The 13,830-nt window shown below is 46.2% G+C and carries 10 protein-coding genes; all 10 read left to right on the top strand.

The annotated features are described in order from the left end of the window. The first annotated feature begins 44 nt into the window (after nucleotides 1–44). The 10 genes from GC102_RS34440 to GC102_RS34395 all read left to right on the top strand — a co-directional run bounded on the left by GC102_RS34440 (nucleotide 45) and on the right by GC102_RS34395 (nucleotide 13,828). The gene (locus GC102_RS34440; RefSeq protein WP_171693509.1) at nucleotides 45–1,775 is read left to right on the top strand and encodes a sensor histidine kinase; all 1,731 of its coding nucleotides are present in this window, start codon (nucleotides 45–47) and stop codon (nucleotides 1,773–1,775) included. After that, nucleotides 1,768–3,390, top strand: a complete 1,623-nt coding sequence (locus GC102_RS34435) for a response regulator (protein WP_171693508.1) — start codon at nucleotides 1,768–1,770, stop codon at nucleotides 3,388–3,390. The genes GC102_RS34440 and GC102_RS34435 overlap by 8 nt, the downstream gene beginning before the upstream one ends. A 143-nt stretch (nucleotides 3,391–3,533) precedes the next feature. After that, nucleotides 3,534–4,496: an ABC transporter permease gene (locus GC102_RS34430; protein WP_246321281.1), complete on the top strand. Its 963-nt coding sequence runs from the start codon at nucleotides 3,534–3,536 to the stop codon at nucleotides 4,494–4,496. A gap of 54 nt (nucleotides 4,497–4,550) precedes the next feature. Continuing rightward, entirely contained in the window at nucleotides 4,551–5,444 is an 894-nt protein-coding gene (locus tag GC102_RS34425) for a carbohydrate ABC transporter permease (protein ID WP_171693507.1), read from the top strand. A 50-nt stretch (nucleotides 5,445–5,494) separates the two neighbouring features. Beyond that, on the top strand, nucleotides 5,495–7,177 hold the full coding sequence (locus tag GC102_RS34420; protein WP_171693506.1) for a type 2 periplasmic-binding domain-containing protein: 1,683 nt from the start codon (nucleotides 5,495–5,497) through the stop codon (nucleotides 7,175–7,177). Between the two features lie 101 nt (nucleotides 7,178–7,278). Continuing rightward, a complete protein-coding gene (locus tag GC102_RS34415) occupies nucleotides 7,279–9,462 on the top strand; it encodes a hypothetical protein (protein ID WP_171693505.1) in 2,184 nt (727 codons plus the stop codon). A gap of 45 nt (nucleotides 9,463–9,507) precedes the next feature. Continuing rightward, complete coding sequence (locus GC102_RS34410; RefSeq protein ID WP_171693504.1) at nucleotides 9,508–9,657, top strand: hypothetical protein; 150 nt, start codon at nucleotides 9,508–9,510, stop codon at nucleotides 9,655–9,657. A gap of 318 nt (nucleotides 9,658–9,975) precedes the next feature. Beyond that, nucleotides 9,976–11,850, top strand: a complete 1,875-nt coding sequence (locus GC102_RS34405; RefSeq protein ID WP_171693503.1) for an ADP-ribosylglycohydrolase family protein — start codon at nucleotides 9,976–9,978, stop codon at nucleotides 11,848–11,850. A 3-nt stretch (nucleotides 11,851–11,853) separates the two neighbouring features. Continuing rightward, nucleotides 11,854–12,684 (top strand): amidohydrolase family protein, encoded by an 831-nt coding sequence (locus tag GC102_RS34400; protein WP_171693502.1) that lies wholly within the window; start codon nucleotides 11,854–11,856, stop codon nucleotides 12,682–12,684. A 244-nt stretch (nucleotides 12,685–12,928) separates the two neighbouring features. Continuing rightward, on the top strand, nucleotides 12,929–13,828 hold the full coding sequence (locus GC102_RS34395; protein ID WP_171693501.1) for an ABC transporter permease: 900 nt from the start codon (nucleotides 12,929–12,931) through the stop codon (nucleotides 13,826–13,828). Nucleotides 13,829–13,830: the final 2 nt, after the last annotated feature.

Below are 13,830 nucleotides of genomic sequence, written 5' to 3'. Positions count from 1 at the left end.
GAAGAGACAGTTATGCTTACTTAAACTAAGGGGGACAGACATGCATGAAGCTGCACAAAAAATTAATGATCGTATATTTGGTGACCATTCTACTTCCGATTGTAGGGTTAACGAATTACTTCCTTAATCAAATGTCGGACCTCATTATCCGGTACGTATCTGATTCTTATCAAAAGATATTAGTCCAATCCAACAACGGCATTTACTACAATATCCGATTCTATGAAAGCATTCTTGACAATTTAACAGTGTCGGAGCCCGTTCAAAACGTACTTACGGAACCCGAAGTATACCGGGAAAAAGGCGTTATTATCATGAATCGGGAAATCTCTCGTGCGGTCCGGTTTATCCAAGCCTATCAGGCGACCGATGTCGAGAGCATCGAATTTTTCTCCACGTCTCCTGATGTCATGTCCGATGGCGTATACCTTTTTCCAGAAGATAGGCTTCGAAGGGTTCTCGGCTTGAATGAGATACCAGACTCGAAGTTTTGGATACTTGAGCAGGTTGACGGTAAATATTATTATGCGTTGGTGCGTCCGATTTACAGCATCGGGCAGTTTAAGAAAATTGGTTACATCAAGCTAACGATCCAGATCCCTTCCGTAACTTATGTGCAGGAAACGATGGGCAACAAAGCTGACGCAAGCGGAAGCCTAATCATCGCAGACAGTAAGGGAACCATCATGTTTAACCCGGACACCGATCAACTTGGCAAACCACTTCCACAGGAAATCGTCGAACAGACCAGTGAGGATCGAAGCTCTGAATCCGAGCTGAACCTTCATATTCAGGGAACCGATTACGTGATGTGGTACCGCAAGCTCCAGAATGTTGACTGGACGATGTACCTACTTGTGCCCAAAGCGTCGATTCAATCCAAAGTGAATGAAATTCGGCAAACCATTTTGACAGTCAGTATCATTTGTATGATTATTTTCTCTTTTCTGACCTTGCTTATAACCCGTCAACTGACCCGCGGGATCCGACGTCTCCACGCCAAAGTATCCCGGGTAGGCAGGGGGGTGCTCTCTACGAGCCGCAGAGTCCATGTTAGAGGCGATGAGATCGATGAACTAGATCGTAATTTTGATAACATGCTTGATAATTTACGAGACCTTATTCACCAAAACTATGTGGAAAAACTGGAAAGAAGGGAAATGGAGCTCAATTTTTTACAAGCTCAAATTAATCCTCATTTCCTATACAATACATTGGATGCAATCAAGAACGAGATTGACATGGACGAGAAGCAGACTGCCATTGGCATGGTCGTCGCCCTAGCGGACCTCTTTCGAATATCGGTATCCAAGGGAAGCAACACCATCCGTTTCGAACAAGAAATTGATCACGCCAAATGTTATTTAAAAATTCTGGAAATCCGTTTCGGTGCGCGACATACGGTCGAATGGCAGATAGATCCGCAGATACCAAGTCTCTACACCTTGAAAATTATCCTTCAGCCTCTCCTGGAAAATGCGATCCAGCATGGGTTGAAGGGAATGTCGGCAGGCTCTGTAACCGTGATAGGAGAGCTCACAGAGCAGGCTGTCATCGTGACTGTTCGTGACAATGGCGTGGGGATGACGAAGGTTCAAGTAGAAACTTTAGTAAGTGATCATTCGCCCAGCAAGGGTATTGGGTTGTACAACGTGAATAGTCGAATTCGGATGTATTTCGGCAGTGAGTATGGCTTATCCATTAAGTCGGAGCCTGGGAAAGGAACGGAAGTTGTATTAACGCTGCCAGTGCTTGAGGGGGTTGAACATGTATAAGCTGCTTATTGTGGAAGACGAATTATCAACTCGCAAGTGGTTCACCAAGATTATTAATTGGGAACAAAATGGGTTTGAAGTCATTGCGATTGTGGAGGATGGGAAGCAAGCATGGGAAATCCTGAAGGAACGTCCTGAAGTGGACGTGGTGATGACCGATATCCGGATGCCCTACATGGATGGTTTGGAACTAACGGAACGCATTCGATCTCTGCCGGGTGAACCTGTGGAAATTGTCATTCTTAGCGGTTTCGGGGAATTCGATTATGCGCAGCAGGCCATTAAGCTTGGCGTGCGCGATTACTTGCTGAAGCCTGTGACCAAAGAGCAATTAACAGAAGTATTCGAAACAATCGCGCGAAGACTCGATGAGCGTCATTTGCAGTCGACGAAAATCCAATATGCCAATCAAATGCAGAAGGAGAAGGCATTGCTCCAAAAAGCGCAAATCTATGAGCGCTGGCTGACGCGTAAAGACATTCTGATCTCTCCAGAGCGGTGGTTCAATCAATTTGACGCTCAATTAGACATCGTGAATGGCTCATTTCTTATGCTTGTCGCGGAATTCGATGATTACACCAAGTTCACCGATAATTATAACGATGAAGACCAGAAACTATGCCGCTTCATCGTTCATAATATTTTGGATGAAATCTCTCACAGTTACGGAGCGGTAGATTCTGTGCTGATGCCGCCGAACCGTTACGTTTTCCTCCTTGAAGCCGGATCAGAAAGTAAGGTCGATAACAAAGGAGTTCTTGCGGGTCATGCTTTCCAAGAGAGCTTAAACAAATATTTGCGGTTATTTAACGTTCAACTTTCAGTAGGATGCAGTCAACGGTTCGAGGGTATTTCCAATGTTCCCGAGGCATATGATCAAGCTTTCAAGGCGCTTCGGTATAAATTTTTCACGGGTAAAGGGTCTGTCAATCTTTTTCATCCATCACCGCAAGGACAAAACGAGGGCTTCTACCCGACTGAGCTTGAAAAGAGACTCATCATTGCCTTTAAGCAAGGCGACGAACAAGGGGGATATGGACTCTTTAACGAATTTCTGCGGAATTTGTGCAGCAGCGGGGAATCGGAGGATTCCATACGTTTCATCGTGGGCGAGATGCTCGTTAATCTGTTTCGTCAGCTCAGGGAGGTTAAATCTCTTCCAGTGACAAGTGAAGTCATGGAAATGTTTATAGAGGAAATCCGTTGTCAGGAAACGTATGTTGAGCTTACCGAGAAGGCAAAAGAGTTGATTCAGTTCATGCTGCAATCGATTGCCATCGAAGCCCTTTCCCTATCGCCGGTCTCCAAAGGCATAGAATACATGAAGATCAAGCTGTCTCGGGATATTTCTCTTCAGGAGGTTGCTGAATATGTGGGCATCAGCGCTTCTTATTTCAGCACCTTATTTAAGCAAGAGAAGGGTTATAACTTCGTTGATTTTCTCGTTCGCCTTCGAATGGAGAAGAGCTTGGAACTGCTTGAACGAACGGCCTTAACCGTAGCTCAAGTTGGGGATGAGGTTGGTTATCAGAGTTACCGCTATTTTACAAAGGTATTCAAAGATTACTACGCGATGACGCCTACCCAATTCAGGGAACGGCTTAAGATGACGTGACATTCAAACAAATATGATAATTCCAAAGAAAGTGATACCTGATCATAAATATTTGGACTTACGAGTGGGTATTTTTGCATGCTATGATAAATATATCAAATGAAACCTATGAGTAAGTCCTATAAGGAGGTAAAACGCTTACAATGGAATCAATTACAAATTCTATGACTCAAGTTCAGCCCCGAAAACCGATGTCATTCAAGCGTTTCCTATGGAAACGCATTTGGCAGCATAAAGTATTTTACTTATTCATGCTGCCAGGCATCATTTGGTTCTTCATCTTTTCTTACGTTCCCCTATACGGAATTCAAGTGGCGTTTCGTAATTTTACATTCACCGGCGGCTTCTCAGGAAGTCCTTGGGCTGGCTTGAAGTACTTTCGCCAATTCTTTGATTATTATCAATCAACAGAACTCATACGTAACACCATTGTGATCAGTTTGTCTAAGCTTCTCATCGGTTTCCCAATGCCAATTATTCTCGCGATTCTTTTGAATGAAGTTCGCAGAGTGAAATTCAAAAAGGTTGTCCAGACCCTTTCCTACTTACCTTACTTCGTATCTTGGGTCGTAGTCGTGACGCTGATGCAGCGCCTCCTAACTCCGTATGGAGGACCGTTGAATGACCTGCTTGCCTCACTTGGCTTGGAGCGCATTCAATTCCTGTACAACACGACATGGTTTTATCCCATGATATTGGGGTCTGATGTTTGGAAAAATATTGGATGGAACTCCATCATCTATATGGCGGCAATAGCCGGGATTGATCAGCAATTGTACGAAGCGGCGAAGATTGACGGCGCGAATCGTTTTCGGCAAATGTGGCATGTCACGCTCCCCGGCATTCGCAACATTGCTGTGATCCTCTTTATTCTCTCCGTCGGTGGCTTGATGAGCGCCGGGTACGAACAGCTGCTTCTCTTGAATGGGCCTGCAACAGCCCGAATTGGCAGCGTCCTCGACGTGCATGTTATCACTTCCGGTATTAGTGGAGGTCGACTAAGCTATGCGGCTGCAGTTGGGTTGTTCCAAAGCATAATAGGTCTGGTGATGATACTTGTTGTCAACCGAATCGCTAAGAAATACAGCGACGTATCCCTTTTTTAAAAAAAAATGCTTATAAAGAAAGTTTACTAACGAAGACGCTAAGGAAGTGATGAGATGAAGCGCGATTTTTCCTTGTTCAGCACACTAAATTATATCATGCTGGCACTGATCGGTTTCTCGATGATCTACCCATTCATTTACATTCTCGTGTACTCACTAAACGATGGAAATGACTCCATGCAGGGTGCGCTGTATTTCTGGCCCCGGCAGTTTACATTTGATAACTATGTGCAAGTATTCGACAATCCTCGTATCTGGCAAGCTTACAAAATCACGCTGATGCGAACCATCCTCGGTACATTTCTACACGTGCTTTTGTGTACGCTTATGGCGTACGCATTGGCTAAGAAGACACTGCCGGGAAGAACGTTTTTCACTTTCTATATCTTTTTGCCTACGATCTTCAGTGCGGGTTTCATTCCTTACTTCATCACGCTGCAAAAGCTTCATTTGATCAACTCTTTCTGGGTATATATCATTCCGATGTTATTCAACTTCATGCATATCGTCATCATCCGGACGTTCCTGCAAGGGATACCGGAAGAGCTGGACGAGTCGGCACGCATTGACGGATATGGCGATTTCACCATCTTCTTGAAAATTATCCTTCCCTTATCAGGTCCAGTGCTAGCAACAATAAGTTTGTTCATTGGTGTCGCACATTGGAACGATTGGTTTGCTGGGGCTTACTACGTATCCAACAAAAACCTGGTTCCTGTTCAAACGCTGCTGCAGCAAATGCTGACTGAAGCGGAAGCGCTCTCGAATTCGATGCAGCGGGCAGCTCAGCAAGGAGGCCAAACGATTAGCATGAATCCAGCCGGTTCAACGCCCGAATCGTTACGGATGGCGCTCCTGGTTATCACCGTCTTCCCGATTTTGTGCATCTACCCATTCCTGCAAAAGTATTTTGTCAAAGGCGTCTTACTAGGCTCCATTAAGGGTTAGCTGTCCTCGATTTTGGGGGGCTTATCATATAAAAATGAAGGAGGGTTCTCATGAAAAAGAAATGGTCTAGAGGTGCTTCCGTTGTATTAGCATTAACACTTGCAGGTGGTTTAGTAGGTTGTACTCAGAAGGATGAAACGTCTCCAAGCCCAAGTGCAAATTCAAGCACAAGTCCAAGTGCAACTGCCAAAACGGACACCAAGAAAGAGGTCACGCTTAAAGTTTTGCACAACTGGAATGGTTCCAGCGGTTCTGAGAGCGACATGAATGCCGTCGCCAAAGTGATCAAGGAGAAAACCGGGGTAACGGTTCAAATGGAATACACCAAAGGAAGCGAAGTGGAGAAAGTTAACACGATCTTCGCAACGCAGGACTTGCCAGATATATATACCGGACCGGCGTGGGGCGGGGAACTGGATGGTATCATCAAAGCTGCAAAGGAGGGTCAACTCGTTGATCTCTCAAGCAAGCTGGCTAATTATCCCAACCTAGCCAAAGAAATCGCTAAGGAAAACGTACCGCCTGCGCTCTATGAGAAAGGAATCGACGCCTATGGTGGCAAAAAGTATTTGCTATATCAAAATCATCCTGCAACGGACAAAGATGCCATGGACTGGTTATACGGCTTCTATGTACGTAAGGACATTGCTGAAAAAGTAGGGGTAGATCCACAGTCCGTCAAAACAAAGGACGACTTTTACAATTTCTTGAAGAAGATCAAAGATGCGGGCCTCAAAGAAAGCGGTCAACCCGTCATTCCACTCGGCGGCTTTCATAACGGTTGGGCTGTTAATATCGGCGATCAGATGTTTATGGGGTCTGGCTTCCTCGATAAAGGAGATGGCTCCATAGAGAATAATTTCTTTACTAAAGTATACGAAGACTACACGTTATACTATCGGAAGCTGATTTCCCAAGGGTTGCTGGATTCCGAAGCGTTTACGCAGACGGATCCAATCGCGAATGAGAAAGTAAAGCAAGGGCGTGTAGCCGTCCTCGCAGCTCACTATCCAGCTATTCTTGATGCCTCCAAGGACTACGTCCAGTCTCACCCTGGCAGCGATTATGTGCCTGTAGGTCCGCTGGAAAGAGCAGGCGCTGAAGCCAACCGTCCGGCCGATCTAGGCGTGCAAGGCAACAATGTGACTGTTATTACGAAGCAAGCTAAGGACGTGGATGCGGCCCTGCGTCTGCTGGATTTCCTAGCTTCTGATGAAGGCTTCATGCTTACTCGCTACGGCGTTCAAGGCGTTCATTGGGATATGCAGAACGGTAAACCGACAGCGAAAAAAGAATGGTTTGATAAGTTTGTGAATGACAAAACCGGGAAGTTGAAAAAGAACGAAGGGATTGGCGTCGGCTACGAAAGTTTAACGGGTCTGGACCGTACGAATTCCAAAGGTAACGGGGATATCTGGGCTGATCAGACTCGCGTGGCAGCTTTAGAGAAAGCTCGTAAAATTTTACGCCCGAATGGCATTAAAGTCATCACAGCTTACAATCCTTGGGACGTTATTACGAAAGCCCCTCAATGGGAATCTCTCAAGCCATCCATGGATAAAACCGGTGATGTTTGGAAGGAAGCGATATTTGCCAAATCCGATGAGGCGGCACTCAAAATCATCAATGATTTACGCGGGCAACTGGTAAAAACAGGATATCGTGAAGCGATTAAATTCACGAATGATAATCTAAAAGGCAAAGAAGTGGTAAAACTTCAAATGCCAAACTAAAACATAACAAGAGGCCGCTCTGGTGGCGAACGACGGGAGAGGCAATATGACTCTCCCGTTCTTGTTCTGCCGAGTGGGAACTCCTAGAGGAGGGTTTACCTTTGTCGAGACCGGTATCGGATAGGAAGGAATGGACGGGTTTCCAAGAATCGCGTCCGTATGGGGCTAAGTACGATTTGCGCAGCGATTTTGTCATGGTGTATGGCATCTCGGATGACTTGGAGGAACGAATCGCCGGGTGGAAAGAAAAGGGCTACATCATCCACCTGATGACAGGGGTGTCGTGGGGAGAATACCAAATCTATTTGTACGGAAAGTATGATGGCCGTGATCATTGGGACGAAGCTCAAACCAATCGTGCAGGCGACCAGCTACTGCACGGCAAAGACGTGCCTTATATGGTCCCGACGATTTCCTTTAGCGAGTACCTTGCTGCCGGTATTAAGCGGGCGATCGACAGTGGGGCCGAAGCCATTCATCTAGAGGAGCCAGAGTTTTGGGTAGCCGGCGGATATTCGGAAGCCTTCAAGCGGGAATGGCGCATCTTTTATCAGGAGCCGTGGATACCGCCTCATGAGTCGCCAGACGCGCAGTACCGGGCGTCCAAGTTGAAGGCGTATCTGTACTATCGAACGCTGGATCGCTTATGTGCGCAGATGAAGGAATATGCGGAAGTTAATTATGAGCGTGCGATCCGTTTTTATGTGCCGACGCATAGTCTGATCAATTACACGCAGTGGCGGATTGTGAGTCCGGAAGCGCTGCTCGTCAACATGCCAGCTTGCGACGGATTTATTGCTCAAGTATGGACAGGGACTGCGCGCACGCGCAATGTGTACAAAGGCATCCGTGAGGAACGAACGTTCGAAACGGCATTCCTTGAATACGGCGTCATGCAAGAGCTCGTTCGCGGCACGGGCCGTGATATGTGGTTTCTTCATGATCCAATTGAGGATAATCCGAATTACACGTGGTCGGACTATAAGGTCAATTATGAAGATACAGTCGTTGCTTCTCTGCTTCATCCTTACGTAAACAATTACGAGATATGTCCTTGGCCGCGAAGAGTGTTCGAGGTTGCCTATCCGAAGGAAGACGGCAAGGGGAAAGAAATGATCCCGCCCGATTATGCGACCGAGCTGTTGACTGTTATGCACGTACTTCGTGACATGCACCGCCACGAGGAAATCACGTCCGATGAACAAACGGATGGAATCGGTCTCCTCCTTGCCAACTCAGCTATGTTCCAACGGGGTGACGTTGATTTGCAATCAGATGACGGTGACTTTCGTTATGATGGCACCATCAGTTCATTAATTCTTCCTTCCGAGCATCACGAAGAAATGCTAAATTGGTCGGCGTTCTATGGACTGGCGCTGCCGCTTGTTAAGCACGGTATACCGCTTCGCCCAGTTCAGCTGGACAATTTGCTTCATTTCCCAGGGTATTTGGACGATTACCGGGTGCTGCTGCTCAGTTATGAATTTATGAAACCGGAGCACGCCGGTCTTCATCAAGTGCTGTCGCAGTGGATACGAGAAGGAGGCTGCTTAATCTATGTAGGAGACGGCAGTGACCCGTACCACGGTGTCAAGGAATGGTGGAACCAAGGCGCCAGAGCCTACGAACGGCCAGATGATCACCTCTTCGAGGCCATTGGGATGGGACGCCGCCCTGAGGATGGCGAGTACCGGGTAGGTCAAGGCGGTGTTATCGTTTACCGCGTACATCCAGCCCGACTTGCTGAAACCGAAGATGGCGCTAATTGGGTCCGCGAAAGTGTGAAGCGTGCACTTGCCATGCGCGGAGATGAGGAGCCTTTGCGTGAAAAGCATTATCTTCAAATCCGTCGAGGTCCCTATGTCGCGACACGCGTCATGACGGAGTCGCTTACGGATCAAGCTGTCACCGTTCATGGCAGCTACATCGACCTTTTCGATGCTAGACTTACTATTGTAAGCAATCCTGTTGTCGAACCAGGCAAGGGTAGTTTACTCTATGACCTTGAGGCAGCTCCTGAACAGACTTCAGCTGTCGTCATCAGTTCGTCGCGAATCCGTGACGAGGAACCCGTCGTAAAAGGGAAGTTCCAATTCGTCTCCGAGGCGCCTGCAGGTGTAATTGTTAGTACAAGACTACAACTGAAAGAGGAACCTCGTCATGTCATCGCGGATGGTCATGAAGTTATTGATCGAAGTTGGGAACCCGGATCTCGAACGCTTCTAATCCGCTATCCCGGCGTGCCGGAGGGGACACTTGTTACGGTCATTTTCGAAAAGGGATAAATTGTATAAGAATGGAAAACCTACTCTCAGGAAGGAGAGAGCAGGATGGACAATGAGAACATGAATCTCTTGAATACGCAGGATCTAGATAAAGCCAACGTGCAGGAGGATATCTGTAATCCGGATTTTGATTTGATGCGCAACTATTCTAATCAGCTTAATGGTGAGATAGACGTTGATGAGAAAGACAATTGAAACCTATTGGCATGGTGTTTCGGCAGCAACGCATTAAAGAGAAGGTATTTCGCTATAAAGCGAGGTGCCTTTTTCGTATATGTTTGCTAGGTACAACATTGCAACCCATATAGCCCATCTAACTTCACGTAGCTGCTGAACGACTTTAATGGACGAAGTAATCCGGTATTCTCGATTCATAACAACTGTTCAAAGCAAAGGGCATGACATTTTCTAATATTTATTCTTTTGAAAACATAATTATGGACATGGCTCCTTTATGAAACCGGTCTTATGATGAAGTTATGAACACAATAACAACTTACGGGAGGTTTCATCATGGGTATCCGAATTCTGAATGAACAAGATTACTATCGAATCGTATATGGGGGATGGCTTGGGAAAAATATTGGGGGAACACTTGGTGCACCAGTAGAGGGCATTAAGGAGTTGCTAGAATTGACCTTTTATCCGGAGCTGCCGGACGGTCCTTTGGAGAACGATGATTTGGACTTACAATTGGTGTGGCTGCATGCCTTGGAGCAATACGGTCCGGGATTGACTGCGATCGAGCTTGGGCAGGAATGGTTGGAGCATATCTTTTTCCCATTCGATGAGTATGGTTACGCGCTTACGAATCTGAGAAGAGGCCTTCTTGCGCCCGTTGCTGGATCATTCAACAATCCGTTCAATGAGTGTATGGGTTCACCCATTCGTTCCGAAATCTGGGCCATGGCTGCACCTGGATCGCCAAGTACAGCGGCTCATTATGCTTATCAGGACGCCATTGTGGATCATGCCGGCGGGGAAGGGGTATACGGGGAAATGTTTTTTGCCGCCCTCGAGAGCGCTATTTTCTATGAGAAGGATCGGGATCGCTTAATTGAGATCGGCATGACCTATATCCCTGCGGATTGCCGTACCGCCAAAGCATTGAAAGATCTGCTCCACTGGCATAAGGAAGGGAAGGATTGGCTCGAAGCGCGTTCGCTCATTCTGGAGCATCATGGCAACGATAACTTTACGGATGCCCCGCAAAATATTGCTTTTACGATCCTTGGTTGGTTATATGGCGAGGATTTCGAAGATGCGATTTTGAAAGCGGTCAACTGCGGTTATGATACTGATTGTACAGCTGCTACACTGGGCGCTATATTAGGCATGCTGCTCGGTCCAGAAGGTTTGCCGGATAAATGGGTAAATCCAGTTGGTGATCGGATCGTCGTTAGCCCACCGATTAAAGGATTTCCCGCACCTAAGAACTTGGACGAGTTAACCAGGCGCACCATCCGCATGGGCAAACAAATTCTTGCAGCTTGGGATACGGACATACTGGTGCATCCTGACCTTCCGACATCCTTGAACCAACCCGTAGAAACGAACGAAACGGAAGAGAAAATAAGGGAGCTTTGGACGAGGAAGGTAACAGCTAATCACTACTTACTGCCACAAGGAACTCGTAACACTCCGGATGCTGAGCTTGAGATCGATTTCGGTCAGGAAGGTCCAGCCATCGGAGTGAATCAGAAGAAGACGCTGCATATCACGTTCACCAACCGTTCGTTAACATCAATAACAGGCAATATCGCGTTAGAACTGCCCGAGAATTGGGAGGGGCCGAATTCACTTGAAGTGAGCCTACAACCTAATGAATCAATCGAATGGAATACAGAAATACGAGCTTCCGCGATCGCTAAGTCCAGCTATGAGCTTGCATTCGTTTGGACAAGATTTCATGACCAATCCGTATGGGCTGCTCAAAAGGTTCCTTTTTCGTTGGTAAATGCTTCAAAGTGGATGATTTGGGGACCGAACGGCAGTGAGGGGAAAGAAGTATATTTCCCAGGCAATCGTTTGGAATGGGAGAAGGAACTCGGTAGTGAGGACGATGGCTTGTACCGCGCTCAAACGAAGCTCTTCAACCCAAGTGAGCGAAAGATTCGTCTTATTGCGGCTGCAAGAGGTCCTATCGTATTGAAACTAAACGGTCAAATCGTCATTGAATGTAAAGAATCGTTGGAATTCATGCCAGCTTATCATCGGGCTCCAGAAGAACAAAGGATTGAAATAACACTAGCTGCAGGAAGCTATGACATTGAAGTTGAGGCATTAAAGAATGGTTCTCCATTAGAGGTATATGTCTTGCCGGTGGCACTTCTTAACACAACACTACCTGGCCCCCATTATTACTTTACAGATATTTTATTTGGGTGACCTATGAGAATTGATGCGCATCAGCACTATTGGAAAACGGAACGTGGAGACTATGGCTGGCTGACCTCTGAGCAGGGTATTTTATTTGCAGACTATATGCCTGAGCAGCTGCAGGATTCGTTGGAGCGCTATCAGTTAGAACGTACGATTGTCGTGCAAGCCGCGCCGACTCTGGAGGAAACGCAATTCTTGCTCTCTTTGTATGATGAGTATGAAAGTATAGCTGGAGTGGTCGGCTGGCTAGATCTGGATTCACCGCTATTTAGCGAGCAATATGCTAAGTTTCGAGGGAATAAAGGGTTTGTTGGCTTTCGTCCAATGCTTCAGGATCTGCCGGATTCATGGATACTTAGACCGCAAGTCATGCAAAATATAAAGCAGCTGGTCAAGGATGATTTTCCGCTTGATTTGCAGCTTAGACCACGGCATCATCCCTATATAGTGGAGGCGCTTCGAAGCTTTCCGACACTTCGGGCAGTAGTCGATCATGCGGCAAAGCCTTTTATCGCTGGACGCATCTTCGAACCGTGGAAGACGGAGATGGCTGAACTGGCTGCATTTCCTAATGTCATGTGCAAGCTGTCAGGATTAGTAACAGAAGCCGATCAGCAAGCTTGGAACTGGATGGATCTGGCTCCTTATGTGCATCATGTCATCGAAGTGTTTGGCACAGATCGAGTGATGTTTGGCAGCGATTGGCCAGTATGTTTAACTACTTGCAGCTATGATGAAGTTTATATGGCTTTGATGAACGCATTGCCCTCCAACCTGTCTAGTGAGGATCATTTAGCTATCTTTGGAGGTAATGCAGCACGATTTTATCAATTATTGTAGGCTTGATCCTATAGTGCTCTTGTGGTCGTTTCATGACCGCAAGGGCTTTTTTGCGTTTGTCGAACTCGTTACATACAAATATCGCATAAAAAGGAGCTAATTAAAGGCCTTTCTCCTATGCGCTAAGTCATTTTTTGAAGAAAAAGACAAAGTTTGAAATATACTTAAGCCTCCTAACGGGCTAAAGTTGTGGATATCAGGCAGATGCTAGTAGGCAACTGGTAACGAACGAAGGAGTGGGCAAATGAAAACATTTAGAAAAAGCTTCAGTATTACATTACTTGCTTTACCGGGGATTGCGTTAATATTCATTTTTAATTATGTGCCCTTATATGGACTGCTTCTTCCATTCAAAAATTACAAATTTGATCTGGGAATCTGGAACAGTCCGTGGGTAGGATTAGACAACTTCAAGTTTCTATTTAATGGCAACTCCATACAGAGAGCATTGCGCAATACGCTTCTCTACAATCTGGTCTTCATCTCGCTCGGAACGTTCATTTCTGTTGTATTGGCTTTGATGCTTAGGGAGATCAGCAGGAGATTTGTGAGAGTATACCAGACCGTGTTATTTATTCCTTTTTTCATCTCATGGGTCGTGGCCGGATTTGCTTTCCGTGGGCTTTTCGATATGGACTATGGGGTGGTTAACAAGGTACTTACGTTCTTGGGGGAAACGCCGATCATGTGGTACAACGAGCCGAAGTATTGGCCGTTCATTCTCGTCATTGTGTCCATTTGGAAAGGACTCGGGTACGGTGCGGTTATCTACTACGCGGCTTTAATGGGCGTGGACGCAGAGTACTATGAAGCGGCAACAATAGATGGTGCCGGCAAGCTGAGGCAGGCGATTTCTATCTCCATTCCGATGATCAAGCCTATCATATTCATATTGGTCATTCTACAGATCGGAAGAATTTTCTACAGCGATTTTGGCTTATTCTTTAACGTGACACTGAATTCTTCCCAACTTTATCCGACCACGGATGTGATCGACACCTTTGTATATCGATCACTGATCGATTTGGGAGATATCGGAATGGCTTCAGCAGCAGGCTTCTTCCAATCTACTGTCGGATTTATCTTGGTATTGTTAACCAATTATATTGCGAAAAAATTCAATCCTGAAAATTCATTGTTTTAAGG

The organism is Paenibacillus germinis (genome assembly GCF_013141785.1).
GTDB lineage: Bacteria > Bacillota > Bacilli > Paenibacillales > NBRC-103111 > Paenibacillus_E > Paenibacillus_E phytorum.
Note: the sequence above shows the minus strand (reverse complement) of the source record. Positions and strands in the feature narration are given on the sequence as shown.

Excerpts from the sequence above, each read along its gene's own strand:
- GC102_RS34440 (WP_171693509.1), top strand. The coding sequence starts at position 45 with ATGAAGCTGCACAAAAAATTAATGATCGTATATTTGGTGACCATTCTA.
- GC102_RS34435 (WP_171693508.1), top strand. The coding sequence starts at position 1,768 with ATGTATAAGCTGCTTATTGTGGAAGACGAATTATCAACTCGCAAGTGG.
- GC102_RS34430 (WP_246321281.1), top strand. The coding sequence starts at position 3,534 with ATGGAATCAATTACAAATTCTATGACTCAAGTTCAGCCCCGAAAACCG.
- GC102_RS34425 (WP_171693507.1), top strand. The coding sequence starts at position 4,551 with ATGAAGCGCGATTTTTCCTTGTTCAGCACACTAAATTATATCATGCTG.
- GC102_RS34420 (WP_171693506.1), top strand. The coding sequence starts at position 5,495 with ATGAAAAAGAAATGGTCTAGAGGTGCTTCCGTTGTATTAGCATTAACA.
- GC102_RS34410 (WP_171693504.1), top strand. The coding sequence starts at position 9,508 with ATGGACAATGAGAACATGAATCTCTTGAATACGCAGGATCTAGATAAA.
- GC102_RS34405 (WP_171693503.1), top strand. The coding sequence starts at position 9,976 with ATGGGTATCCGAATTCTGAATGAACAAGATTACTATCGAATCGTATAT.
- GC102_RS34400 (WP_171693502.1), top strand. The coding sequence starts at position 11,854 with ATGAGAATTGATGCGCATCAGCACTATTGGAAAACGGAACGTGGAGAC.
- GC102_RS34395 (WP_171693501.1), top strand. The coding sequence starts at position 12,929 with ATGAAAACATTTAGAAAAAGCTTCAGTATTACATTACTTGCTTTACCG.